We start from the raw sequence: 26,479 nt of genomic DNA, 5'->3' as shown, positions 1-26,479 counted from the left end.
CGATATATTATATATCTATATAATATACTATTTTCCACAAAAAGTAAAGTTAAACATACATTGGAAAAGTGCTTATTTTCCCCCGATTGGTGTGGGCTAATAATCATTGGAGGATGAATGATTAAAGTTTCACTTTACTGATAATGAGTACGTTCCATCGCCATTATCATATTTATATACATACAAGTAATACTTGCCTGGTTTTGCATTAAATTTCGCTTCTATATGATTCCCATTGGCTTGACCGTAAGCTGCATAATTTTGCATATCTGATTCATGGTGAAGTACCCATGTCATCCCAATTCCATACTCATTTAAAACAGAAATGTCGATATCTTTCGCTGATGCTACATTAAATGTATAAACATCAGTGTGGTCCCCGCCAATAAGATTACCTTTTATCGTACTATTTAGCCCGATACGATTTGCTTCCTCTGGACGATTATTTGGTTCTGATTCTGTTAAACTTCCATCTTTAATCGTAACAGTTGTTTCGCTTCTACTCTCTTTGCCTTTATCATCTTTTACTCTTAACGATACTTTATAAGAACCTTCTCTTTCATATACATGTACTGGATTCACTTCTACACTTGTGCTTCCATCTCCAAATTCCCATAAATAAGAAACAATTTTTCCATCTTCATCGTTTGAGCCATCACTTTTAAATTGAATTCCCTCTTTTACAAGACCGCTATAAGGGCCATTTATATTAACCGTTGGAGCTTTATTTTCTCCATCATCTTTTGCGATTCCATGGAAGACTACATCATATTCAAATTCATTTGAGCTATTCACACGATAATTGACGAAGTATGCTGTAACAGTTTTGTAGCCACTCCATTCTTTTTGCGCCAATTGTTCTAAAGATTCATTTACTCTTTTACTCATTGCTTTCCAATCTTCTGATTCACCTTTTGTGACACTACCTGTATACGTACCTTCTAATGTAAATGTATTAAAGAATTGAGAATTATGTTTTGTCATTTTTGTATCTTTCATAGGCAACGTATCACTAATTTCTTTTTTCACTTCAGTTAACGATTTCGGTGCATGTTCAGCTAAATAATCATCTGCTACTTCCGGTACATTATATTTATCTTGATTATCAATTAACTGCTGCATATACTCTTGATACTCTTTATTTAACTTAGGATCTTTACTTAGATTTTCACGATATGCATCATAATTTTTCACGTCATTCGCACGAATCAAATCTTGAATTTTATCAAATGTTTCAAACTGATGCGTATATAAGTAAGACTGCAATGCGAACGAGTAATTATAGAAATCCCAAGAACCGTATTTAGCAAATAGTGTACGCTCTGCTGTATAACGGCTTGCAGGATCAGATGATAATCCGCTAATTATACTCTTTCTTGGTACAACGTTATTCGTACGAGTAGATCCTGCGAAAAACTCTGCATTTCCTTCTTGGAACCAAGTTAGCCTTTCATTTTGATACATATCTCCTCTTCCAAATAAACCAGGAACTTCATATCTCCCTTGCAGATAATGAGTAAATTCATGACGGAATAACTCTTCTAAACTATAAATACTTTGCTCTGGTGTACGCTCATATGTAAAGAATGTACCTGTCTCTTCAATATAAATTCCACCGTTGTTTGTTTCATATCCATACAATTGTCTATTTAACTGATATTCATCTGGACTATTATAAATTACGATCGTTAATACATCATCCGCATTTCCTGGCTCTAACGCTTTGTCATTTCCAATTACACGGTGATACTGTGCCTTTACTTCCTTCGCAGCCCAATATAGTCTCTTAATTTTTTCTTCTGATACTTTATCTCCTGTTTTGAACACAATTGATCCATCGTCGAATGTATACGTTTTTGGTAGGTATTGCTCTTTTCCTTCTTTACGTATTTTCTCTAAATCTACTGTATTCCCGCTATAATCTTTACCATTATAATTTGTTGTAATTTGTTCTACCGCAACAAAATACGGTTCACTTAAGCGCGGGTACATATGCATTGCTTGTGTAACAACCTCTAATCCTTTATTTGGATTGCTATGAAACTTCCCTAAACGGCTAGCAAAATAAATGCCATTATTAACGAGCCATTTATTTTCTGGCGTTACTTCATTTAGAAGAGCAATACGATTTATTTCATTAATAAACCCATCTACTTTTCCATACCACATCGTTTCATTCGCTTCTTTACGAGCCTCAGTTAAGTACGACTGCATATCATAGTCAATACCTTGCATAATATCGTATATTGCTTGTCCCTTCATTCGATCATTTACATAAGTAGTATAATTATCATTGTATTGCTTTAAAATATTCGATGCATATTGAACCGTTTCAACATCGCTTGAAGCATTACTAATTAATTTACCGTACGCAGATACGACTGTATCTTGTTCAACTGTACCAAGCTTAAAGTTTGGATTTTTTGCGATTGCTTTTAAAGCAGGTAAACATTTATCCTGGAAGCTTCTTTCATTTAAGTCGCTTAATTCACTATTATAAAATGCAAGATAAAAAGCTGAACGCAGCACTTCAGTAAACGTTTGAATTCCTTTTGAATCATCTTTCGTAAATGTACTACCTCTATGAGCTAATTCATCTATAATGACTTGCATTTTTCCTTTATCTTTATAAAAAGCCTTTGCATCTTCATTAAACTGGAATAAGTCTGTAATTTGGTGCCATTTAATACTGCCTAACGTTTCAACTAATTCTTGGTCATTCATTTTGTTTAAATCAGCCATTGAATAGCTTTCTTTAACCTGCTTTACTGCAGTTTTCTTCGTAATAGATGCTGGTCGCTGTGAAAAATCTCCTACTTTTAAACGTTCTTGAAATGATAAAGTTTCATCAACTTTTGAAATATGTCCAACTTCATCTACCGACTTTTCAATTCCAACCGGTTTCGTTTTTAACACGTTATACGGTACTTTTTCTTCCGCTGCTGCATGAGTTTGAAGTGCGCCTAGCGATAAAGCCATTGTACTAATGCTAAGCATCACTTTATTGATCTTTGATTTCTTGTTCATATCCTTGCCCCCTATTTTAATATTCCATTCAAGAATTTAACATAAAATCTGGATGTAACAATATAAAATGCAATATTTCATATTATTTCTTCCTATAATTTGTACATATCGTGAACGCATTGCTCTTTACCTCTCTAAAACAAATTGCATCCTTTCACATTATAAAAAGGGAATTTTTTGACAATTAAAAACTTAATTGTTATGATTATTATAATTGTTAACTTTATTAAATAAGGGTGGGATTCTATGATAAAAAAAGAAAACAGTGTATTTTATATCTCCTTCTTGCTAACAACATTATTCATTATATGGGGAATTACCCCAGCAAGTTGGATACAAGGCTACGATTTACAAAGTGTTACATCTTCTTTAAACTCATTTATCCTCAATAAATTTGGATGGTTTTACTCTCTACTTATGACTACAATGATTATTTTGGCTGCTTATTTAGCATTTTCCAAGTACGGTTCTATTCGTCTTGGTAAAGATGGAGAAAAGCCAAAATATAATTATCCATCTTGGCTATCCATGTTGTTTGGGGCAGGAATGGGAATTGGACTCCTCTTTTATGGAATCGCTGAACCGATTTCACATTTTACAGATCCGTTAACAGGAAAAGCAGGTACAGAAGAAAGCGCCAAACTCGCTATGCAATATTCATTTTTCCACTGGGGACTCTTTCCGTGGTCACTATACGCAATGGTCGCTTTAACAATTGCATATTTCACATTCCGCAAACAAAAAGGTAGCACTATCGGGGCTACAGTTACTCCATTATTTAATCGATCGAAAAATTCTCGTATTGGAAAAACAGTTGATATTCTAGCTGTTTTAGCCACAGTATTTGGCATTGTACCATCTGTTGGGATTGGTGCTCAACAAATTGCTGGAGGATTAAGCTATTTATTCCCTTCCATTCATAACACTTTACTTACTCAGCTCGTACTTATAGCTATATTCGCTGTTTTATATTTAACAAGTGCACAAACTGGCTTAGATCGTGGGATTAAATATTTGAGCAACTTGAATTTCTCTCTTGCAGGCATTTTACTCATCTCTTTCTTACTTTTAGGACCAACTGTATTTATTATGAAATATTTCACATCTACACTCGGTTCTTATATCGGCGCTTTACCTAGTATGGGATTAAATTTAGGAGCATTTAGTGAAAAATCTTCTTCTTGGATTGAAAACTGGACTATTTTCTATTGGGGGTGGTGGATCTCTTGGTCTCCATTCGTCGGCACATTTATCGCACGTATTTCTAAAGGACGCACAATAAAAGAATTTATTTTTGGAGTTGTATTAGTCCCAACTCTTATCTGTACATTTTGGTTTGCAGTATTTGGTGGTACCGCAATTCATATGGAAATGTTCCAATCGCTTGGAATAGCTGATGAAATTGCAAAAAATGGTACAGAGATTGGATTATTTGCTGTTATTTCACATCTACCATTCTCTACATTTTTAACGATTATCGGGTTAATTTTAGTAGCCACATTTTTCGTTACTTCTGCCGATTCAGCAACATTTGTTGTTTCAATGCAAACGAGTAACGGAAGCTTATCACCGAAAAATAGTTTAAAACTTATATGGGGATTAACAATCGCGATAATTGCCGCTATTTTATTACAAGCTGGAGGATTAAATGCACTACAAATCGCAGCTATAATTGCTGCGCTACCATTTTCTATTGTAGTCGTTCTTATGGTCACTTCTCTTTTTAAAGAGCTAAAAAAAGAAGATGTTAATTCGCAAACGAAAGAAATTCCGAAAAAAATAAAAAAGGTTATGTAACGATTATCACCTCTTATACAAGAAGAATTCGGCCCTCAAATTAGTCCTGAATCTGTTATTACCGAGGGCGGCAAAGTAAATGAAATAAAACCCATTCGTATGAAATATAATCTTCATACGAATGGGTTTTTACTCTATTATATAGTGTTGTAAACATGCCTTCTCCTCAAACCCTACTTTCTTGTACAACTCCATCGCACGATCATTATTCGTATTCAAACATAGTTCTATCTCTTTCATCTCTTGGAAGGAGAAAATATACTGAATTGCCCCTTGTAATAACTGCTCTCCGACACCTTTTCTTCTACTATTTTCAGCGGTTGCAATAAATTCGATATTCGCTTCTTGAAACTCCGGATTTACTTCAACATATACGTAACCCTCTAATTTACCATTCTTCATACTTACAAATAATTTATTCGTATCACTTAAATGTTCGATAATTTCATTTCCTTGATAATATGCATTAGGAAAAGTATGATTGTGTAAAGAGATAAACTGCTCGAATACTTTTGGTAAAGCCTCTTCTACATTGCATATACTACGTTCTTCCACAATATTATGACTTAAACTGAAAATACTATGTTGATCTTGTTCTTTTGCATATAAATTCTTCATTAAACGGGCACAATTATTATTTTCTACATGATAAAAACCATAAAATTTTTCAATATGAAAAGGCCCCTTTTCTATAAGTTCCTTCCACATATGTAAAGCAACTTCTTCCCAATTCTCTGCTTTAATAAACGGCCCCCAAATTTCTGCACATCTCTTTACTTCATCCACATCAAACCCTAATACGCCAATTATTTTATTGTCCTCATAAGTAACAACGAAAGATTTCTCCCAGCCTATATCAGAAAAATCATGAAGAATCGTATGTAACACCTCCTTTTTCTCATCTCCGCAATAACCAACATGATGAATAGCATCTTTATTCATATTCGCAATAAATGATGCTGCGTCTTCAACTTTTGAAATTGAACTAACATACATAATCTCTCCTCCTTCTCTAATATATTCACACCTTTTCCATTTATCTCCTTCTAAAAAAGACATCACCATAAGCATATTTCAAAATGAAATCGCCATGATAATGTCTTCTCAAAAACTCATATAATCATCTTACGTTATAATAAGATAAAACGTTTTTTATTTCTTAAATAATCTCTTTCTAAATACAAGCATACTCATCGCTGAAAGAACTAACGCTATGCCTGAAAGTAATATTGATGTATTCTCTTGTCCACCTGTTGCTCCTAATGCTTTCTTATTTTCTTCTTGCTTATTAACAGCTGGTTTATTTTCTTTCACAACTTGATTATTCACGTTTTGTTCTTGGACTACTGCTGATTGATTTACCGCGTCTTTTGAACCTTCAATTTCTTTTCCTGTTTCTTTTACCTTCGCTTTCGATCCTTCAACTCCTGTTGTTGGCTCTTTTACTTCTTCTTTCTCTTCTTCAACTTCTTTTGTTGGCTCTTTTACTTCTTCTTTCTCTTCTTCGACTTCTTTTGTTGGCTCTTTTACTTCTTCTTTCTCTTCTTCAACTTCTTTTGTTGGCTCTTTTACTTCTTCTTTCTCTTCTTCAACTTCTTTTGTTGGCTCTTTTACTTCTTCTTTCTCTTCTTCAACTTTTTTTGTTGGCTCTTTTACTTCTTCTTTCGGTATTAATTTTTCTACTATATTCTGCATGACAATGCCACTATATAATATGCCAGTCTCATAATGATCTGCATCTAAATCAAATTCATATATTTTTTCCCCTAGAGTACTCCAAATAATTCCCTCATCAGTAAGTGTTCCACCTTCACTCTTTAGTGTAATCTTTTCAATTGGCTCTCCTTCTAAATCATATACAGGAATTATCACTTCTTTATTTATTTCTGCATCATCCAAAATGACTTTTTGCCTTCTAACATCAATTGTTCCCCACTGACCTAATTGTATTAACGGCCTTACATCACGAATCTCATTCCCAGCTAGATTTAAGCTAAATAAGTTTAGCATGGAACCAATAACCGTTACATCTTTAATATGATTGTCCGCAAGATTTAACCACTGTAAATTTTCCAATGAAGATAGTGGTGTTATATCTTCAATTTGATTATGAGATACATTCACATTATTCAATTGTTTCAAGTTTGAGATGAACTCAATATTTTTCAGGCCTACTCCTTCTAAAGTGAGGTTTTCTAAGTTCGTCATGTACTCTAAACCTGTTATATTTTTTATCTCATTTCCTTTTTCTTTAAGTATCTCTAGTTTTTTAATCTGTAATAAATCTTCTTTTGTGATAGGAGCGTTTACATTCTCTCTACCTAAATTCTCTTTATTAATATGTTGTTGTAAAGTTTTATCGAGAATTACATTTTCCTTTTGTTCATTATCCTCTTTTATTGTTTCCTTGATTTCGTCTAATCTTTCAACAACATTTTGAATTACTGTTCCATTAAACTTAATACGATTCTCTTCTGGCTTTATATCCAACGTAAATTCGTATGTTTTTTCACCAGTAGTCCCCCATTTAACAGAACCATTATTAACTATCCCATCTTCACTCTTCAATTGAATAGTATCAAGTGACTCTCCTTGTAAATTATAGATAGGTATTTTAACTTCCTTATCTTTTTCTACATTATCTAAAAAGATTTTTTGTCTTTGAATATCGATATATATTCTTTTTCCTAGCTCTTGAACAGGTCTAACATCACGAATTTCATTTGAACCTAGCTTTAAATCATATAAGTCTGTTAAGTGACTAAGTGGCGTTATATCTGAAATATAGTTTTCTTCTAAATTAAGTGATTGTACAGTAGATAATCTTGATAAAGGTTCGATGTTTTCTAATTCATTTTTAGCAAGATCTAACTCTACTAATTTTTTCATTGATGTAATATGTTCAATATTCGTAAGTCCATTGTTACTTAAAGATAAGTTTTTTACATTTTTCAATTGCTCAATTCCAGCAAGGTTATCATTACTAATTTGATTATTTGCCACAATCAAAGTCCTTAAAGATTTCACTGTAAATAATGGTTTAATATCTTTTATATAATTACTATTTAAATCTAGAATTTTGATCTTCTTCATTTGACTCAATGGGCTTAAATCCGAGATTTTATTGTTTCTCAAGCTTAAACTTTCGATATGTTCTAACTCAGCCAAAGGTCCAATATCTTTAAGTTCACCATAAGTTATACTTAATGATTTCAATTGTCTCAAACTTGAGATAAATTGTATATTTTCTAACTTAACTTCTTCCAATGTTAAGCTTTCTAAGTTCGTCATATATTCTAAACCACTTACGTCTTGTATTCCTTTACTTTTCGCTTCAACGACTATTAAAGATTTAACTTTTAATAAATCTTCCTTAGTTATTGGCGTATTTAGATTCTCTCTATTTAAATTATACTTATTAATATGCCTTTGTAATTGCTTATCTAATATTACATTTCCGTCTTCATCCTGTTGATCCTCTTTATTTTCCTTTTGCTTTTCTGGAACATTATTTTCTAAATTTAAAGCATTTACTTCAAACTGCACTTGATATTTATTATCATAGGCCATTGTCGGAATATAAATATGCATTTGCATATTATATCTTTTTCCTAATTCTCCTACTTCAAACTGAATCACTTTCGTTCCGTTTTTCTTTTTATCTTCTGATATTACTTTTACATCATGAAACACACCAGGAGTATGAACATCTTCTGTTTTCAAGTATTTGAAGAAATCACTATCACTTAACCTTGCTGTTACAATTTTCTTTCCATTCTCAATTGTTAGTTTCGGATCCTTTATATAAACAGCTGCCATAGACTCTTCATTCGTTTTATCTTTATACGCTTTAATAACAGCGTCATATGTACCATCTTCTAAACCTTGTCCAGTTTTATTCGCCTCAATTGCTACTGCCGCTAAAGCAGGTGTTGAATAAACAGCAAACGGAAGTGATAACGCCGCCGCTATAATCATTGCATTTATACGTTTTCTTTTATTTTGTTTCAACTTTACATCTCCTCCGAAATATATAATTCGAAATGTAATCATTTCTCGAATAAATGATAATGATTTTCATTATCATTGTCAACTAGAAAAATAAAAAGTTTACAAAAAAAGAACCTCTTTAAAAGAGGTTATGCCATTTTCTCACCTGATTCTTCTCTAAAAAAGCTTTTCATCGCATGAAATACGTCTGCTTTTTGCTTTAAAATATAATATCTGAAATTATCATCTTTAATATTTTTATAGGCTGACATGAGTGTACTATGGCGGTTATACTGGTTCACTTCCCCATACCCAAACATATTACACTTCTTCATTAGCTCTTCAACAAGCTTTACACATCTAGCATTATCTGATGTTAAATTATCACCATCTGAAAAATGGAATGGATAAATATTATAGCGGTCTGGTGAATATTTATTATCGATAAGTTCTAATGCTTTTTTATATACGGAGGAACATATTGTTCCGCCACTTTCTCCTTTTGAGAAAAATTCTTCTTCTGTAACGACTTTCGCTTCTGTATGATGAGCAATAAATTCAATATCAACTGTTTCATACTTTGTGCGTAAAAATCTTGTCATCCAGAAAAAGAAGCTACGTGCCATATATTTCTCCCATATTCCCATCGATCCACTCGTATCCATCATCGCTAATACAACAGCTTTTGAATCTGGCTTTAATACTTCATTCCAAGTGCGGAACTTTAAGTCTTCTTGATGAATTGGATGAAAAGATGCCTTACCACTCATTGCATTTCGTTTATATGCGGATATCATTGTTCGTTTCTTATCGATATTTCCCCATAATCCTGTTTTTCTAATGTCATTAAATTCAACATGTTCAATCCGGTTTTCATCCATTTCTTTTCTCTTTAAATTAGGCAGTTCTAACTCTCTGAAAAACGCTTGCTCTAATTCTAAAATAGAGACTTCAGCTTCATAGTAATCTTCCCCAGCTGCATCTCCTGCTCCTTGCCCTTTTCCTGGCCCTTTTTGTTTTTGACCACCTGATCCATCTCTCGCAACGACATCACCAACTTTGCTGTCACCGTTTCCTTGCCCAACATGTTTATTTTTATCATAATTGTATCTAATCTTATATTCATCTAGAGAACGAATTGGTATTTTTACAACATCCTTGCCATTAGACATAACTATACTTTCTTCTGTTACAAGATCGGGTAAATTATTCTTAATTGCCTCTTGTACTTTTTCTTGATGGCGCTGTTGGTCGTCATATCCTTTGCGATGGAGGGACCAGTTTTCCTGTGAAATCGTATAATTTGGTTGATTTTCTTCGCCCATTCCTTTCCCTCCTTACTGTAATTGTCTTCCTGTATGAACAGCAATCTATAAATTTTGTTCTGTAATATGCAAGCTAGAATATTTGAAAGGTAACTGCCCACAGAAAATCATCCCATAAACATTTATAACGTTTTTCATACAATACCCCGAGCATCCTAAACAAAATTTTGCCACTCACATAAATAGAAAGAAATATTCAGCCACTGATAAGAAAGAAACACAATGCATTGTTGCACACATTTTTACTTTGCAACATATTGTATTGTGTTGGCTTTTTTCGTATGAATGGTTGGTTACTCTATCATATGCATATTGTAAAAATAATTGACAATAAATTCATAAAATTGCATCTTAATTTATTACATTTGGACAAGGTATGACACTTTATACACATATGAACGGATAATAAAACGCTGTCCCGCAAAATACAAGAGACAGCGTTTTGTTATCAAACTATCTGTTTAACAAGCTACCTACATAGCGTAGTAATTCATTTGCTGAAGAAGAATTATAGCCATGCTCATCAATTAAACGCGCAACAACATCATTGATTTTCTTAAGCTGATTTTCGTCCGGCGTTTTCGTTGATGTTGTAATTTTCACTATATCTTTTAAATCAGCAAATAGTTTTTTCTGAATCGCTTCACGAAGACGCTCATGTGAATTATAATCAAAGCGTTTTCCTTTACGGGCATAAGCAGAAATGCGAATTAAAATCTCTTCACGGAACGCTTTCTTAGCATTTTCTGAAATTCCAATTTGCTCTTCAATTGAGCGCATTAATTTTTCATCTGGACTCATTTCTTCTCCTGTTAACGGATCACGTAATTTCGATTTATTGCAGTACGCCTCAACGTTATCTAAGTAATTATCCATAAGCGTCTTAGCTGATTCTTCATATGAATAAACAAACGCTTTTTGTACTTCTTTCTTCGCGATTTCATCGTATTCTTTTCTCGCTAATGAGATGAAGTTCATGTAACGTTCACGGTCTTCATTACTAATGGATGGATGCTGATCTAGCCCATCTTTTAAAGATCTAAGTACATCTAACGCGTTAATAGATGGTACCTCTTTTCGAATGATTGTAGACGAAATTCGGTTAATGACATAACGAGGATCAATACCCTTCATACCTTCATCTTGATATTCGCGTTGTAATTCTTCTACATCAATCGCATTATAACCTTCTACCGTTTCTCCATCATACAAACGCATCTTTTTAATTAAATCAATATCCGGACGCTTCGGATCTTTTAAACGAGTTAAAATAGTGAACATTGCTGCAACGCGAAGTGTGTGTGGTGCAATGTGAACATTCGATACATCACTTTCACGAATCATTTTTTCATAAATATGTTCTTCTTCACTTACTCGTAAATTATAAGGAACTGGCATTACAATAATTCTTGAGTGCAATGCTTCATTTTTCTTATTTGCTATAAATGAGCGATACTCTGTTTCATTCGTATGCGCTACAATTAATTCATCTGCTGAAATAAGCGCAAATCTTCCCGCTTTGAAATTCCCTTCTTGCGTAAGCGATAATAAGTGCCATAAAAACTTCTCATCGCATTTTAACATCTCTTGGAACTCCATCATTCCTCGGTTTGCCTTATTTAATTCTCCATCAAATCGATACGCACGCGGATCTGATTCTGAACCATATTCTGCAATCGTAGAAAAGTCCAGACTACCTGTTAAATCTGCAATATCCTGTGATTTTGGATCAGACGGGCTAAATGTACCAATCCCTGTACGGCGATCTTCAGAGAAGAAAATACGCTCTACAACTACATCCTCAATTCTTGATCCGTATTCTTGCTCTAAACGCATGACATTTAGTGGTGATAAATTCCCTTCAATTCTAACCCCATACTCATCAAAGAAATCATCTCGTAAATGATGTGGAATTAAATGCAGTGGATCCTCGTGCATTGGGCATCCTTTAATTGCAAAAATTGCTCCGCGATCTGTTCTTGAATATGTTTCTAATCCTCGTTTCAACATTGTAACTAACGTTGATTTCCCTCCACTAACAGGACCCATTAATAATAAAATTCTTTTTCTAACATCTAATCGTTTTGCAGATGGATGAAAATATTCCTCTACAAGACGTTCTAGAGCATCCTCTAATCCAAAGAGCTGATTACTAAAGAAGTTATACTTTCTTCTACCATCAACTTCTTCAATTCCAGCGTCTTTTATCATATTGTAAATGCGAGAGTGTGCTGTTTGAGCCACCCATGGTCTTTCTTTCACAAGCTCCAAATACTCCGCAAACGTACCTTCCCATTGTAAACGTTCTTCTGCTGCTCGATGCTGTTCAATCTTTTTTAGAATATCCATTATAGCTCCTCCCCCATCTCCTTGTTCAATCGGATTATTATAAAAGGTATGCTAGGATGTCCTTAAACATTCTTTAAATCAAAACGAAATATATAATAGCACGCTAAAATTCTCTCCAAAATTCAAAGAAAATTCTGTATAATATAGGTATTAACGTTTTTACACTGCTATTCATTATAAATAAATTCTTTTCTTCTAAGAACCTTACATACATTTTGGATAATAAATAAAACTCATGAACCGAAAAAAGTAAGGAGGATATTAGTATGAAATTATTATTAATTTTAGGTGTATCACTCACATTTCTTACAGCTATTTTTACATCCGGTTACAATGACAAACCAGGTACACATAAAAAATGATGTGCTTTTAGCACATCATTTTTTTATTTATAATACATATTTTCCATATCATATTTGGATAGTGGTCGGCTATAATAATAACCTTGTACAAGCTTCACATTCTTTTCTTTCAAAAACTGTATTTGCTCCTTTTTTTCTACTCCTTCTGCAATTATATTCAATTCTAAAGTATGAGCTAAATGAATAATTGCAGCTGTAATATTCGTATCACGTTCATCTATATGTATACCTTCCATAAAAGAACGATCAATTTTTAAAGTATCAATTGGATATGTTTTTAAATAACTTAAAGATGAATAGCCTGTTCCAAAATCATCTAAATGAATCTTTAAATTTTGTTCTTTTAATTGTAGTAACACTCTCTTTGATATATCTTTATGTATAAGAGCTCCTTCTGTAACCTCTATCGCTAATAAATGAGCTGATACATTGTACTTATTTAAAGCCCGTGTAATCATCTCTATTAATGTAATAGAACGAAAGTGTCTAGCTGAAATATTAACCGCAATTGGGACCACTTCATATCCTTTATTTAACCATTCGCGCAGTTGCTGACACACTTGATTTACTACCCATTCATCGAGCTTAATAATAAATCCTGTTCTTTCTGCCAATGGAATAAATTGGTTTGGAGAAACAAATCCTAATTCCTTATTCTCCCACCTTATTAAAGCTTCCATACTAGCTATTTTTTTCGTTTCAATATTAATTTGTGGCTGATAATATAAGAAAAATTCATTTTTTTCTATAGCACGATGTAACTGGTTTTCTATTATAAACCTTTGTTCACGCTCACAGTCTAATCCACTACAATAAAAATGATAATGTCCTTTTCCTTTTTCTTTTGCTTTTTCTAAAGCAGCATCGACCCTCTGAAATAGTATTTTTTCATCTTCTCCATCTGCTGGAGCCATTACAATTCCAATTGATGCACTTAAATATACATCTTCTTCTTCGATTACAAAATATTCACTAATATTTTTCAGTATGCTTTTTGCAACTTCCTCTACATATTCTTTCGTTATATTTTCTATCAACATAACAAATTGATCATCGTGTTCTCTAAATAAGTGCATATCTTCTATTTTTAGATTGCTTAAACATTCTGTAACTTTTTGTAATACTTTATCTCCCTCTTTATGACCAAATGTATCATTAATACGATGAAACTCATCTAAATCTATAAATACAAGTGCAAAATTTACACTCTCATTTAAAAAAGTATTTAACTTATTTGTACATGAAATTCTATTCATTAATCCCGTTAACTGGTCATAGTAAGCTAAATATTCTGTTCGCATTTCGTTTAATACTTGCCTTGTAACATCTCTCGTAACAATATAAATCCCAACAATTTCACCGTTCACAATAATCGGGATAGTTCTCAAAGAAATATATAGCTCGTACCCTTCTTTATGAACATATTTCTTTGAAACAATTTGTTTTGCTTTTCCTTGCATCGATCCCTTAAATATAATTTGAAAATCTTTTTCATATTCTTTATTAATGAATTCAAAAATAAATTTATTATTTAATTCCTCATACCGGTATCCAAATATTTCATACGTTGCCGGATTTGCATATGTAACTCTCCCTATAGAATCTATAGATATAATTGAGTCATTATTATATTCCAGTAACGACTTAAATAACATTTGTTTTTCCTCTATCTTTGTCTTCTCCTCAATTTGAGCTGTAATATCTCTTGTAATACAAATAACAAATTGACATATTCCTTCTTCGTCGCAGACAGGATTAAGTGAAGATTCATAATGTATCTCACCTTTTGGTAAATTGACTACATCACAAAAGGTGTGTGCTTTCGCTTCTCTCACTACTTTTGCATATTGCCTTTGCAATATCCCCGCTATATCTTTTGGTAATACTTCTGCAAAAGTTTTTCCATAGCACTCTTCGCTTAACCTAGCATAATCCATTCCTATTTTATTCACATACATATATTGAAACGTTTCATTATCAATAACTTTCAATATGAATACTAAATCTTGAATAGCATGTAATAATCCTTGTCTAATTAAATCCATATCTATCATACTTAAAAAGGTATTTTGATTACTATATTCTTCCTTCATATTTATCTCAACCCGTCTTATCTATTTTTAATCATATATCCCATTCTATATGATTATGTCCTCTCTTTTAAATGTATGATTATATATTATTTTTATTTTATAAAAAAAAGTCGCCATATGGCGACTTTTAATAAACGATTTCTAAATCTAATCCAGGGTAATTTTGTTGACGGAACGCTTCATAAATTAAAATTGCTGCTGTATTAGATAAATTTAATGAACGTACTTTATCTGTCATTGGAATACGTAAACAATGATCAAAGTTTTCTTCGATTACATTAGCTGGTAAGCCGTTTGTTTCTCTTCCAAATACAAAATAGTAATCCTTCTCACGCTTGCTATAGTCAAACGCTGTATGAGCTTTCTCGCCATACTTTGTTAAATAGAAGAATTCACCGTCTTTATTTTTTTCATAAAATTCTTCAATTGAATCATAATACGTAATTTTTACGTGCTGCCAATAATCTAATCCTGCACGCTTTAACATTTTATCATCCGTTGAAAATCCAAGCGGTCTAATCAAATGTAATTCTGTTCCAGTTGCTGCACAAGTACGAGCAATATTCCCTGTATTTGCTGGAATTTCTGGCTGATATAAAACAACATGTACTCCCACGCGATATTCACCTCTGTTTTTTGTCTACTACGTATTATACCACTTGAGCGAAAAATCTCTACCCATTAATAATATGAAAGAATTTATATTTCATTTGTGGTGTATATTTACTAGAGTCTTCATAGTTCCAATAACGTCGACGGCTATTCGCTGAATGTGCATTTACAAGCGGCATACCATCTGCATCTTTTGCTACCACAATCGTCGTATGATTCCATCTTCCGTCATCCTCGAAATCATAAGCAATGACATCTCCAAGAATAAGTTCTTCTGGCCTCTCTACCGCCTCTGCTCGAAGTCCTGTTGTAGCACCTGACAAATACCAATAAAAAGAATGTGCAACAGCCCAGCTCCAACTCCACTGATTCTCCCTTTGCCACCATCCTTTACGAATATTAGGATACCCGTTCATAGGTACTTCTCCAGTATGAAGACATTGAGAAATGAAATTCGTACAATTATCAGGGAAATTACGATACATAGGATTCCGGTCATCCCACCAACGCTCTGCATATTTCACTGCCTCTAAACGATTATACTGATAAGAACCGTACTTCTCTTTCGTAATATCCCTTTCTAATGTCTCACCCATTCTAATTTCTTCTGACACTTCAATAGCAGAATCGCCTATAATTCGACTATTATTTAAACAAACTCTTCGTTTTAATTGTTCCTCTTCAATATAAAATAATTCTTTATGCTTAATTAAATATTTAAAATGTATTTGATAATCAATTTCTTGATGGTCATTACTATTTAATTGTCTAATGAAAGAAACATCCGCAGTTGCTTTCACTATATGTGCACTACGCCTTTGAAACAATTGTTTCTTTCTCAGTGCCATTTGTAATAAATCCTCAGCAATACCATCCACATTCGTTCTTTTCTCCGTTATATATGCTAAAAATTGTTGTACTTGGTTTTCAATCTTCGTTTTTACAACCATTCTGTCTCCCTCCCATATTACAATATGAAAAAGGGAAATATTATCTACTCTTTTTTCTGTGCTAACAATTCAAGCCCGCGATTCATTTCATGAAGCACTTCTTTATCTTTCTCACGTTCCATCGCTTTCTCAATCGCTTCGCCTACTCCATCTCCGCCAATTTTCCCAAGTGCCCATGCTGCCGTTCCGCGTAGTACCGGTCTTGGGTCATCTTTCATAACACCAATTAAATCAGGAATTGCCGATGCTTCTTTAAAATGTGCTAATGCTAAAATCGCATTTCTTTGCAGTGGCTTTTTCCCTCTCCATGACCCTGACATAATCCCATATTTCTCTTTAAAATCACGATTACTAATTGTTAAAAGTGGCGTTAATAATGGTTTAACTAGCTCAGGATCCGGCTCCATCTCAGGATGATTATGAAAATCCATTCCTTTGTTTTTCGGACAAACAGTCTGACACGTATCACATCCATATATGCGATTTCCTATTTTATCGCGATATTCTTCAGGTAGGAATCCTTTCGTTTGTGTTAAAAACGCAATGCACTTCTTCGAATCTAACTGTCCCCCCTGTATTAAAGCACCGGTAGGACAAATATCGATACATTTCGTACAGCCCCCGCATTGATCTTCTATCGGCTTATCTGGCGGGAATGGAACATTTGTAATCATTTCCCCTAAGTATACGTACGAACCAAATTCAGGTGTAATAATAGAGCAGTTTTTACCGCTCCATCCAATACCAGCACGCTCTGATACAGCTCGATCACTTAATTCACCTGTATCAACCATGGACTTCACTTCTATATCGGGAAGTTTTTCAATTAAATATGCCTCTAATTTTTGCAAACGATCTCGTAAAACAAGATGATAATCTTGTCCCCAAGAAGCACGACAAAAAATCCCACGGCGTTCTCCACGCTTACTTAATGGTGCATTTTTTAATTTTGAAGGATATGCTAAAGCAATCGCAATAATTGATTTAGCACCCGGTAATAACAGTTGCGGATTCGTTCTCTTCTCTATATCAGGCTCTTCAAATCCAGATTGATAATTTAATTGTTGTTGCTGGATTAAGCGCTGCTTTAATTCCTCAAAAGGAGAAGCGCTCGCAAAGCCTATTTTATCTATGCCAATTGTTTTACTATACGCAATTACATCTTGCTTTAATTGTTCAAAATCCACTCTTAATCGCCTCCTCAGATGAATCCACCCCTTATGTAACCACTCTATTGGTTAGTAATTCACGTTTGGAATACTATTATTTACTTCTATTTTCGCATGTAATTATATTTTTCAAACATTAAAAAACGCAATGCCTCGTTTATCTCGGAAACGAAACACTGCGTTGATCACAATTTATAGAAAAACATTTAATAAAATTTGGAGCGGGTGAAGAGAATCGAACTCTCGACCAGAGCTTGGAAGGCTCTTGTTTTACCACTAAACTACACCCGCAAATATGAATTACATATAAGATATTAGAATAACTTATGTAAAGTAGTATAGCATGTAAAAAAAGTAGAGGCAAGAATTTTATCGAAAAAAGTCGAAAAAGTGATGAGAGACCTCATCACTTTTTCAATTCTTTATCAATTGCCTTCTTCATACTATCAAAATCAGGATTTGCAAGATTTCCGTTTACATATACAGAAGGAGCACCTTGAACTTTTAATTTTTGAGCACGATCTGAATCTTTACTTACTTTTTCTTTAATGTCTTTACTGTGTAAATCTTTCTTAAATTGCTCTACATTAACTTTCGGCAGTTTCTCTTTCACAATGCTAAGAAGCAAATCTTCTGTAATCCATTCTTCTGTATCTTTCTTTTGATTTTGATAGATCTCATCATAGAAGATCCAGAATGAATCTTTATCTTGTTTATAAATTGCTTCACCAGCTGCTGCACCTAAATCTGAGTCTTTTCCAATAAATGGGAAGTTAATAAAGTATAACTGCACTTTGCCTTTATCAATATACTCTTCTTTTAATCGAGGTAATACTGTTACATCCCAAGTACGACAAGCAGGACATTTAAAGTCTCCAAATTCAACTACCTTAACTGGAGCATCATCTTTCCCTAAAGATTGTTGCGTAGAATAAGCAAACATCTCATTCCCTTTATCTTTTTTGTCATTTATGATGCTATACGCAATTGTTCCAATTACAATTAATACTGCGATAGAAAAAACTATACCAAGAGCCATGAGTTTATTTGATTTCATATACATTCCTCTTTAAATTCATATTCTGTATACAGCATTGTACACAATACACATAATATCAACACTTATATACGTCACGCAATGAACACGCTCACATAAATTACAAAAACACAATAATTGTGACGATATTGTGTCACAATTTGTCACAATTTATTCAAAAAAAGAAGCTCCTCTGTAGGAACTTCTCTTAACTTACTGCTTTTTTACGTGCGCTATTTAACATCGACTGCTCTATTTTTATATCATGACGAATTACCAATTTCTCACTAACTGCTTGAACATACTCATCATGGCTTATATAGCCTTCTTTCTCCATTAGTCTCAAAACGACATTACGTCTCTCTACTGCTTTATCATAATTTTGTGCAGGTGAGTAATAAGCAGGTGCTTTTACTACAGCAGCCATCATTGCACTTTCAGCCAACGTTAATTGGTTCACCTTTTTACCGAAGTAAAGGTTTGCTGCTTTTTCAATTCCCCATGCTCCTTCTCCATAATAAATATTACTTACATATAATTTTAAAATTTCATCCTTCGTAAATGTGCGTTCAATTTTTTTCGTATAAAAAATCTCTTTCCACTTCCGAGAAAATGTACGTTCATTCGTTAAAAAGGCATTTTTAGATAGCTGCTGTGTAATTGTACTTCCTCCTTGCACGACACCACCAGCCTTTATATTCTCAACAGATGCCCTAATAATTGCTATATAATCTAAACCGTTATGATGATAAAATCTTTTATCTTCTGTCGCAATAAATGCATATGTTAATGATTCTGGCACCTCTAACTTAGCCGGTACATGTAATTTACTAATATCACTTTTCTCAATCATTACATTTCCAATGAATAATAACGTACAACTTAACAATAATAATAATATGATGGCTTTATAAAAAAGTTTAGTCATTGGATTTAATGCAACTTTTTGATGATAGTTCACCCTAGATAATACTCGTTCTTTCATCTTGAACACCTCTTTTCCACACAGCATATAACTCTTACTTTAAGAATACATTGTTGTAAAAAAATATCCCATCGATTTCTCTTACACGTACCTTACATCATTGTAAGGTATAAAGTGAAACTTTAATGAGCCCTCATCAATCAGGCTTACTGCCCAGCAAATAGTGGGATAAAAAAGTATTGTATCACAGTATTTTTTTATCTACTATTCATCTGAAATATTGAATATAGGTTATGTTAAAGTACGAATAACCAATAATAGAGAAACCCTTAAGACTATTATATTTTCACTTTACACTTTAATTATATCATCTACAAATATATATACTTTTGACTATCTAGTAATCTAAATGTATATAACATATAGATTTATTATACAGAACAAATGTTCCTCAAATCAATACTAGTGCTATTATTATTTTGACCTTTTTCTTAAACAGTATACAAAAAAAGAGTAGTGATTCGAATGTATCTCAAATCGGCTACTCTTTTCTTTACAATCTTCCTATTAAATTATACGGCTGTACTTCCCACGTTTCATACGGAATAAAATGTGTTGCTCTCATTGCATCAAGCGTTCTGGATTTCATATGAGGACGCGTTATATACTCATCTATGTTCTCTTCATTTAAATCAACAAATTTAGCCTCTTGTATTTCTTCAGGTTGAATTTTTATTTCACCACTTATATATGCTACTTTAAAAACAACAGCTAGAATATGCATAGAAGTATTATAATAAACGCCTGTAATTCCGATAGGCTTCACCGTTAACCCTGTTTCCTCTTTTATTTCCCTACAGACAGCTTGATCGAGCGCTTCGCCTTCTTCTACCTGTCCTCCTGGCAACTCCCACGTATCAGCTCGCCAGTGCACTTTTGTTAATAACACTTCATTTTTTTCATTTGTTAAATAACCTGCTACAGCAACGATATGCTTTGGTGTCTTATGTTCCATATTAAGCCTCCTAGAGATAATGAATATTTTATATATCCCTATAATCATATTCCCTACCTACAACAAAATACCTTTAATACTTCATCACCTTAATTAACTTCATAAAAAAGACCCTATCCGCTAAGCGAAAAGGGTCATCTATCGTATTACTCTCCTAAGTCTACGTTGTGATAAACTTGTTGAACATCTTCTAAATCTTCTAATGCATCAACCATTTTCTCAAATTGTGCTTGAGCATCTTCAGGAAGTGTTACATCACTTTGTGCAAGCATTGTTAATTCTGCAACTGTAAACTCCTCAACGCCAGCACCTTTAAGTGCAGATTGTACTGCATGAAATTGATCTGGTTCAGCATACACGATAACAGAATCTTCTTCTTCTAGAATGTCACGTGCATCTACATCTGCTTCCATTAAAATTTCAAGAACTTCATCTGATGTTTTACCTTCAAGGCCGATAACAGCTGTCGCATCAAACATGTAAGCTACAGAACCGTTCACACCCATATTACCACTGTTTTTGCTAAATGCAGCTCGTACATCTGCTGCAGTACGGTTTACGTTATTTGTAAGTGTATCTACAATAACCATAGCTCCATTTGGTCCGAATCCTTCATAACGAAGCTCGTCATAATTTTCTTCTGAACCGCCTTTTGCTTTTTCAACTGCACGATCAATAATTGTTCTTGGAACATTGTATGTTTTCGCACGCTCTAATACAACTCTTAGTGCTTGGTTTGATTCTGGATCTGGCTCGCCTTGTTTTGCTGCCACATAAATTTCACGCCCAAATTTCGCGTATATACGGCTTGTATTTGCATCTTTTGATGCTTTTTTGTCTTTAATATTGTTCCATTTACGGCCCATACTTTCCACTCTCTTTCCCGTTTTAAATCTACATAAAAATATTAATATGAAATATAATGTGTGTTCAACACATTTTTAAAAGAAATATAAAAAGTTCATTTTTGATTCATATTACAGACATAATATAAATCACTATCATTTTGTTCTTTCGACAAGTTATATTATACATGAATTCCTACGTTTATTACGAATTTTAGAAGCACATAGTATAATTTAACAAAAAGACTCTAACATTTCTGTTAGTGTCTTTTTATATTGCTAATACCGATTTCCATATTATTCCCATAATTGTTTTCTATTGTTGTATAATAAAAATAGGAAAAAATTTGAAGAAAAGATGGAGGGTGAATTATGACACATTCAAAAGACAAAAAATCACATGCTTTTAAAGGAATAGGAGAAAAATTAAACCCAACTATCTATCAAGTGAGATTCATGAAATTAGATGAACCAATTCGATTTGAGTCGTTTCCTGAATTAAAGGAATTAGGAGACTGGTTGAGTACTTCAACGCACATGTGGTCATGCCACTCAACTATGTACAAATACAACAGAGAAGAGTTTGAAAAGAAGTTCTTAGAAATTACGAAATTAACAGCTGATCATGTACTAATATCTACTGGTGGCGTCGGATTTAACTTCATGTCACCAGGTTGGAGAAATTCTCTATAAAATAATGAAATTATATAAAGGGATAAAAATTTATCCCTTTATTGTTTTGTAGTTTTCCCCAACTGTATCGCATGTACTAAATGAATAAGTTTACCTTAATCATTTATAACCATTTCACCAACACACCATTTTTGCTTATTTTATAGTGTGATGAAAACATAAAAAGACTCTACACATTTGGTGTAGAGTCTTTTATTACGCCGTTCATGATACCGATGGTCGGGGTCGAACCGACACTCCCGAAGGAACACGATTTTGAGTCGTGCGCGTCTGCCAATTCCGCCACATCGGCACAAAAGAAAAGGCGGCAACCGGATTTGAACCGGTGATAAAGGTTTTGCAGACCTCTGCCTTACCACTTGGCTATGCCGCCATATTAAATTTTATTGGAGCGGAAGACGGGATTCGAACCCGCGACCCCAACCTTGGCAAGGTTGTATTCTACCACTGAACTACTTCCGCAAAAATGGCTGGGCTAGCTGGATTCGAACCAGCGCATGACGGAGTCAAAGTCCGTTGCCTTACCGCTTGGCTATAGCCCATCGAATTCTTACTTAATTATATGTAAGTATCCATTAGATTATTTGTAATTTTTAAAATAAAAATGGGGCGACTGATGGGAATCGAACCCACGAATGCCGGAGCCACAATCCGGTGCGTTAACCACTTCGCCACAACCGCCATGTTGTGTAAATATATTTGGCAGGGGCAGTAGGAATCGAACCCACACTGGAGGTTTTGGAGACCTCAGTTCTACCTTTAAACTATGCCCCTATGTAAATGGTGGAGGGGGGCAGATTCGAACTGCCGAACCCGAAGGAGCGGATTTACAGTCCGCCGCGTTTAGCCACTTCGCTACCCCTCCGAAACTTACATGGTGCCGGCTAGAGGACTTGAACCCCCAACCTACTGATTACAAGTCAGTTGCTCTACCAATTGAGCTAAGCCGGCGTATTTTATTAAAATAAATGGTGGCTCGGGACGGAATCGAACCGCCGACACGAGGATTTTCAGTCCTCTGCTCTACCGACTGAGCTACCGAGCCTTATTAAAATGGCGGTCCCGACCGGGGTCGAACCGGCGATCTCCTGCGTGACAGGCAGGCATGTTAACCACTACACCACGGGACCATTTGGTTGCGGGGACAGGATTTGAACCTGCGACCTTCGGGTTATGAGCCCGACGAGCTACCGTGCTGCTCCACCCCGCGATAATACTATTCATATAAAATTTATATGGTGGAGGATGACGGGATCGAACCGCCGACCCCCTGCTTGTAAGGCAGGTGCTCTCCCAGCTGAGCTAATCCTCCAAAGTGGTGACCCGTACGGGATTCGAACCCGTGTTACCGCCGTGAAAGGGCGGTGTCTTAACCACTTGACCAACGGGCCAAATATTATAAATCCTATGGCGGAGAGCAAGGGATTCGAACCCTTGATACGCTTGTGACGTATACACGATTTCCAATCGTGCTCCTTCGGCCAACTCGGACAGCTCTCCAATGGCTCCGCAGGTAGGAATCGAACCTACGACCGATCGGTTAACAGCCGATAGCTCTACCGCTGAGCTACTGCGGAATAATATTGCCTGGCAACGTCCTACTCTCACAGGGACAAGGTCCCAACTACCATCGGCGCTAGAGAGCTTAACTTCCGTGTTCGGTATGGGAACGGGTGTGACCTCTCTGCCATCATTACCAGACATTATTCTTTTGAGACAATCATTATTATAACTCATTTACTTTAAAAGTCAATAAGTTTTTTATGTTCTCTCAAAACTAGATAACATTGCTACATATTATATGGTTAAGTCCTCGATCTATTAGTATTCGTCAGCTCCACATGTCACCATGCTTCCACCTCGAACCTATCAACCTGATCATCTTTCAGGGATCTTACTAGCTTACGCTATGGGAAATCTCATCTTGAGGGGGGCTTCATGCTTAGATGCTTTCAGCACTTATCCCTTCCGCACATAGCTACCCAGCTATGCCCTTGGCAGAACAACTGGTACACCAGCGGTGCGTCCATCCCGGTCCTCTCGTACTAAGGACAGCTCCTCTCAAATTTCCTACGCCCACGACGGATAGGGACCGAACTGTCTCACGACGTTCTGAACCCAGCTCGCGTACCGCTTTAATGGGCGAACAGCCCAACCCTTGGGACCGACTACAGCCCCAGGATGCGATGAGCCGACATCGAGGTGCCAAACCTCCCCGTCGATGTGGACTCTTGGGGGAGATAAGCCTGTTATCCCCGGGGTAGCTTTTATCCGTTGAGCGATGGCCCTTCCATGCGGAACCACCGGATCACTAAGCCCGACTTTCGTCCCTGCTCGACTTGTAGGTCTCGCAGTCAAGCTCCCTTATGCCTTTGCACTCTACGAATGATTTCCAACCATTCTGAGGGAACCTTTGGGCGCCTCCGTTACACTTTAGGAGGCGACCGCCCCAGTCAAACTGCCCACCTGACACTGTCTCCCGGGTCGATAAGACCCGTAGGTTAGAATTTCAATACAGTCAGGGCGGTATCCCACCAGCGCCTCCACCGAAGCTAGCGCTCCGGTTTCAATGGCTCCCGCCTATCCTGTACAAACTGTACCAAAATTCAATATCAGGCTACAGTAAAGCTCCACGGGGTCTTTCCGTCCTGTCGCGGGTAACCTGCATCTTCACAGGTACTATAATTTCACCGAGTCTCTGGTTGAGACAGTGCCCAAATCGTTACACCTTTCGTGCGGGTCGGAACTTACCCGACAAGGAATTTCGCTACCTTAGGACCGTTATAGTTACGGCCGCCGTTTACTGGGGCTTCAGTTCAGAGCTTCGCTTACGCTAACCCCTCTCCTTAACCTTCCAGCACCGGGCAGGTGTCACCCCCTATACTTCGCCTTACGGCTTCGCAGAGAGCTGTGTTTTTGCTAAACAGTCGCTTGGGCCTATTCACTGCGGCTTTCCGTTAAGAAAGCACCCCTTCTCCCGAAGTTACGGGGTCATTTTGCCGAGTTCCTTAACCAGAGTTCTCTCGCACACCTTAGGATTCTCTCCTCGCCTACCTGTGTCGGTTTGCGGTACAGGCACCTTTTATCTCGCTAGAAGCTTTTCTTGGCAGCGGGGAATCAAAGACTTCGCTCCATAAGGAGCTTCCCCATCACAGCTCAGCCTTCACGATAAGCGGATTTGCCTACTTATCAGCCTAACTGCTTGGACGTGCACAACCAATCGCACGCTTCTTCTATCCTTCTGCGTCCCTCCATTGCTCAAACGATAAAGAGGTGGTACAGGAATATCAACCTGTTGTCCATCGCCTACGCCTGTCGGCCTCGGCTTAGGTCCTGACTAACCCTGAGCGGACGAGCCTTCCTCAGGAAACCTTAGGCATTCGGTGGACGGGATTCTCACCCGTCTTTCGCTACTCATACCGGCATTCTCACTTCTAAGCACTCCACCAGTCCTTACGGTCTGACTTCACTGTCCTTAGAACGCTCCCCTACCACTGATACCATTGGTATCAATCCGCAGCTTCGGTGGTGTATTTAGCCCCGGTACATTTTCGGCGCAGAGTCACTCGACTAGTGAGCTATTACGCACTCTTTAAATGGTGGCTGCTTCTAAGCCAACATCCTAGTTGTCTAAGCAACTCCACATCCTTTTCCACTTAATACACACTTTGGGACCTTAGCTGGCGGTCTGGGCTGTTTCCCTTTTGACTACGGATCTTATCACTCGCAGTCTGACTCCTAAGGATAAGTCATTGGCATTCGGAGTTTGACTGAATTCGGTAATCCGATGAGGACCCCTAGTCCAATCAGTGCTCTACCTCCAAGACTCTTACACTTAAGGCTAGCCCTAAAGCTATTTCGGGGAGAACCAGCTATCTCCAGGTTCGATTGGAATTTCTCCGCTACCCACACCTCATCCCCGCACTTTTCAACGTGCGTGGGTTCGGGCCTCCATTCAGTGTTACCTGAACTTCACCCTGGACATGGGTAGATCACCTGGTTTCGGGTCTACGACCACGTACTAAACGCCCTATTCAGACTCGCTTTCGCTGCGGCTCCGCCTCTTCAGCTTAACCTCGCACGGGATCGTAACTCGCCGGTTCATTCTACAAAAGGCACGCCATCACCCGTTAACGGGCTCTGACTATTTGTAGGCACACGGTTTCAGGATCTCTTTCACTCCCCTTCCGGGGTGCTTTTCACCTTTCCCTCACGGTACTGGTTCACTATCGATCACTAGGGAGTATTTAGCCTTGGGAGATGGTCCTCCCAGATTCCGACGGAATTTCAC

General features: G+C 36.0%; 15 protein-coding genes, 16 tRNA genes and 2 rRNA genes (1 of these 33 only partly in view). 2 read left to right on the top strand and 31 right to left on the bottom strand.

The annotated features are described in order from the left end of the window. Positions 1-129: 129 nt before the first annotated feature. Positions 130-3,027, bottom strand: a complete 2,898-nt coding sequence (colA, locus tag DN399_RS02885; RefSeq protein ID WP_061113507.1) for a collagenase ColA — start codon at positions 3,025-3,027, stop codon at positions 130-132. 246 nt (positions 3,028-3,273) lie between these two features. Here colA and opuD point away from each other — a divergent pair, with 246 nt between their 5' ends. After that, positions 3,274-4,824 (top strand): glycine betaine transporter OpuD, encoded by a 1,551-nt coding sequence (gene opuD / locus DN399_RS02880; protein ID WP_000591573.1) that lies wholly within the window; start codon positions 3,274-3,276, stop codon positions 4,822-4,824. A 129-nt stretch (positions 4,825-4,953) separates the two neighbouring features. Here the strand turns inward: opuD and DN399_RS02875 are convergent, their stop codons facing one another. The 13 genes from DN399_RS02875 to DN399_RS02815 form a co-directional block, all read right to left on the bottom strand. After that, a complete protein-coding gene (locus DN399_RS02875; protein WP_048558560.1) occupies positions 4,954-5,820 on the bottom strand; it encodes a GNAT family N-acetyltransferase in 867 nt (288 codons plus the stop codon). Between the two features lie 156 nt (positions 5,821-5,976). Continuing rightward, a complete protein-coding gene (locus tag DN399_RS02870) occupies positions 5,977-8,835 on the bottom strand; it encodes a leucine-rich repeat domain-containing protein (RefSeq protein ID WP_149149315.1) in 2,859 nt (952 codons plus the stop codon). 128 nt (positions 8,836-8,963) lie between these two features. After that, positions 8,964-10,139, bottom strand: a complete 1,176-nt coding sequence (gene yhbH, locus DN399_RS02865; protein WP_000503519.1) for a sporulation protein YhbH — start codon at positions 10,137-10,139, stop codon at positions 8,964-8,966. Positions 10,140-10,592: 453 nt separating this feature from the next. Continuing rightward, the gene (locus tag DN399_RS02860; protein ID WP_000353273.1) at positions 10,593-12,488 is read right to left on the bottom strand and encodes a PrkA family serine protein kinase; all 1,896 of its coding nucleotides are present in this window, start codon (positions 12,486-12,488) and stop codon (positions 10,593-10,595) included. A gap of 385 nt (positions 12,489-12,873) precedes the next feature. Beyond that, positions 12,874-14,943: a sensor domain-containing protein gene (locus tag DN399_RS02855; protein ID WP_016121804.1), complete on the bottom strand. Its 2,070-nt coding sequence runs from the start codon at positions 14,941-14,943 to the stop codon at positions 12,874-12,876. A 127-nt stretch (positions 14,944-15,070) separates the two neighbouring features. After that, on the bottom strand, positions 15,071-15,559 hold the full coding sequence (gene trmL / locus DN399_RS02850) for a tRNA (uridine(34)/cytosine(34)/5-carboxymethylaminomethyluridine(34)-2'-O)-methyltransferase TrmL (protein WP_000538147.1): 489 nt from the start codon (positions 15,557-15,559) through the stop codon (positions 15,071-15,073). Positions 15,560-15,617: 58 nt separating this feature from the next. Further along, positions 15,618-16,505 carry an amidase domain-containing protein gene (locus DN399_RS02845; protein ID WP_000260591.1) on the bottom strand — a complete coding sequence of 296 codons (888 nt, stop codon included), beginning with the start codon at positions 16,503-16,505 and terminating at the stop codon, positions 15,618-15,620. Positions 16,506-16,549: 44 nt separating this feature from the next. Further along, on the bottom strand, positions 16,550-17,692 hold the full coding sequence (gene queG, locus DN399_RS02840) for a tRNA epoxyqueuosine(34) reductase QueG (RefSeq protein ID WP_149149314.1): 1,143 nt from the start codon (positions 17,690-17,692) through the stop codon (positions 16,550-16,552). A 199-nt stretch (positions 17,693-17,891) separates the two neighbouring features. Beyond that, a tRNA-Gly gene (locus tag DN399_RS02835) sits at positions 17,892-17,965 on the bottom strand. 115 nt (positions 17,966-18,080) lie between these two features. Further along, positions 18,081-18,731, bottom strand: a complete 651-nt coding sequence (locus DN399_RS02830; protein ID WP_000841309.1) for a DsbA family protein — start codon at positions 18,729-18,731, stop codon at positions 18,081-18,083. Between the two features lie 187 nt (positions 18,732-18,918). Beyond that, positions 18,919-19,695, bottom strand: a complete 777-nt coding sequence (locus DN399_RS02825; RefSeq protein ID WP_006915721.1) for a transglycosylase domain-containing protein — start codon at positions 19,693-19,695, stop codon at positions 18,919-18,921. 493 nt (positions 19,696-20,188) lie between these two features. Further along, a complete protein-coding gene (locus tag DN399_RS02820) occupies positions 20,189-20,650 on the bottom strand; it encodes an NUDIX hydrolase (protein ID WP_000400455.1) in 462 nt (153 codons plus the stop codon). Positions 20,651-20,796: 146 nt separating this feature from the next. Next, on the bottom strand, positions 20,797-21,516 hold the full coding sequence (locus DN399_RS02815) for a YebC/PmpR family DNA-binding transcriptional regulator (protein WP_000532952.1): 720 nt from the start codon (positions 21,514-21,516) through the stop codon (positions 20,797-20,799). 351 nt (positions 21,517-21,867) lie between these two features. Between DN399_RS02815 and DN399_RS02810 the strand changes: the two genes are divergently transcribed. Continuing rightward, complete coding sequence (locus tag DN399_RS02810; RefSeq protein ID WP_000149743.1) at positions 21,868-22,188, top strand: DUF3884 family protein; 321 nt, start codon at positions 21,868-21,870, stop codon at positions 22,186-22,188. A 210-nt stretch (positions 22,189-22,398) separates the two neighbouring features. On the opposite strand, the gene DN399_RS02805 is transcribed toward DN399_RS02810, so the two are convergent. From DN399_RS02805 to DN399_RS02725, 17 genes are all read right to left on the bottom strand, one after another. Then, positions 22,399-22,480, bottom strand: a tRNA-Leu gene (locus DN399_RS02805). 10 nt (positions 22,481-22,490) lie between these two features. After that, a tRNA-Cys gene (locus DN399_RS02800) sits at positions 22,491-22,561 on the bottom strand. Between the two features lie 14 nt (positions 22,562-22,575). Beyond that, positions 22,576-22,650 (bottom strand) — tRNA-Gly (locus DN399_RS02795). Between the two features lie 5 nt (positions 22,651-22,655). Continuing rightward, positions 22,656-22,730, bottom strand: a tRNA-Gln gene (locus DN399_RS02790). A 63-nt stretch (positions 22,731-22,793) separates the two neighbouring features. Continuing rightward, positions 22,794-22,869: transfer RNA gene (locus tag DN399_RS02785), tRNA-His, on the bottom strand. A 19-nt stretch (positions 22,870-22,888) separates the two neighbouring features. Further along, a tRNA-Trp gene (locus tag DN399_RS02780) sits at positions 22,889-22,962 on the bottom strand. Positions 22,963-22,969: 7 nt separating this feature from the next. Next, positions 22,970-23,053: transfer RNA gene (locus DN399_RS02775), tRNA-Tyr, on the bottom strand. A gap of 10 nt (positions 23,054-23,063) precedes the next feature. After that, a tRNA-Thr gene (locus DN399_RS02770) sits at positions 23,064-23,139 on the bottom strand. An 18-nt stretch (positions 23,140-23,157) separates the two neighbouring features. Next, positions 23,158-23,233: transfer RNA gene (locus tag DN399_RS02765), tRNA-Phe, on the bottom strand. A gap of 9 nt (positions 23,234-23,242) precedes the next feature. Continuing rightward, positions 23,243-23,318 (bottom strand) — tRNA-Asp (locus DN399_RS02760). A gap of 3 nt (positions 23,319-23,321) precedes the next feature. Further along, positions 23,322-23,398, bottom strand: a tRNA-Met gene (locus DN399_RS02755). A 26-nt stretch (positions 23,399-23,424) separates the two neighbouring features. After that, positions 23,425-23,500, bottom strand: a tRNA-Val gene (locus tag DN399_RS02750). 4 nt (positions 23,501-23,504) lie between these two features. Next, a tRNA-Glu gene (locus DN399_RS02745) sits at positions 23,505-23,579 on the bottom strand. A 17-nt stretch (positions 23,580-23,596) separates the two neighbouring features. Further along, positions 23,597-23,688 (bottom strand) — tRNA-Ser (locus DN399_RS02740). Positions 23,689-23,690: 2 nt separating this feature from the next. After that, a tRNA-Asn gene (locus DN399_RS02735) sits at positions 23,691-23,765 on the bottom strand. An 8-nt stretch (positions 23,766-23,773) separates the two neighbouring features. After that, positions 23,774-23,889 (bottom strand): 5S ribosomal RNA (gene rrf, locus DN399_RS02730). Positions 23,890-23,989: 100 nt separating this feature from the next. Beyond that, positions 23,990-26,479, bottom strand: a 23S ribosomal RNA gene (locus tag DN399_RS02725) (it continues 432 nt past the right edge of the window).

The sequence above is a fragment of the Bacillus sp. AR4-2 genome, from assembly GCF_008274865.1.
In the GTDB taxonomy this organism is placed as follows: domain Bacteria; phylum Bacillota; class Bacilli; order Bacillales; family Bacillaceae_G; genus Bacillus_A; species Bacillus_A cereus.
The sequence above is the reverse complement of the archived record's forward strand: the minus strand, read 5'-3'. Positions and strand labels throughout refer to the sequence as shown.

Bases quoted from the DNA above. Each gene is read 5' to 3' on its own strand.
- DN399_RS02855 (WP_016121804.1), bottom strand. From the start codon at position 14,943: ATGAAGGAAGAATATAGTAATCAAAATACCTTTTTAAGTATGATAGAT.
- DN399_RS02860 (WP_000353273.1), bottom strand. From the start codon at position 12,488: ATGGATATTCTAAAAAAGATTGAACAGCATCGAGCAGCAGAAGAACGT.
- DN399_RS02820 (WP_000400455.1), bottom strand. From the start codon at position 20,650: ATGGAACATAAGACACCAAAGCATATCGTTGCTGTAGCAGGTTATTTA.
- DN399_RS02875 (WP_048558560.1), bottom strand. From the start codon at position 5,820: ATGTATGTTAGTTCAATTTCAAAAGTTGAAGACGCAGCATCATTTATT.
- DN399_RS02845 (WP_000260591.1), bottom strand. From the start codon at position 16,505: ATGGTTGTAAAAACGAAGATTGAAAACCAAGTACAACAATTTTTAGCA.
- opuD (WP_000591573.1), top strand. From the start codon at position 3,274: ATGATAAAAAAAGAAAACAGTGTATTTTATATCTCCTTCTTGCTAACA.
- colA (WP_061113507.1), bottom strand. From the start codon at position 3,027: ATGAACAAGAAATCAAAGATCAATAAAGTGATGCTTAGCATTAGTACA.
- DN399_RS02815 (WP_000532952.1), bottom strand. From the start codon at position 21,516: ATGGGCCGTAAATGGAACAATATTAAAGACAAAAAAGCATCAAAAGAT.
- DN399_RS02810 (WP_000149743.1), top strand. From the start codon at position 21,868: ATGACACATTCAAAAGACAAAAAATCACATGCTTTTAAAGGAATAGGA.
- DN399_RS02830 (WP_000841309.1), bottom strand. From the start codon at position 18,731: ATGAAATCAAATAAACTCATGGCTCTTGGTATAGTTTTTTCTATCGCA.
- yhbH (WP_000503519.1), bottom strand. From the start codon at position 10,139: ATGGGCGAAGAAAATCAACCAAATTATACGATTTCACAGGAAAACTGG.
- DN399_RS02825 (WP_006915721.1), bottom strand. From the start codon at position 19,695: ATGAAAGAACGAGTATTATCTAGGGTGAACTATCATCAAAAAGTTGCA.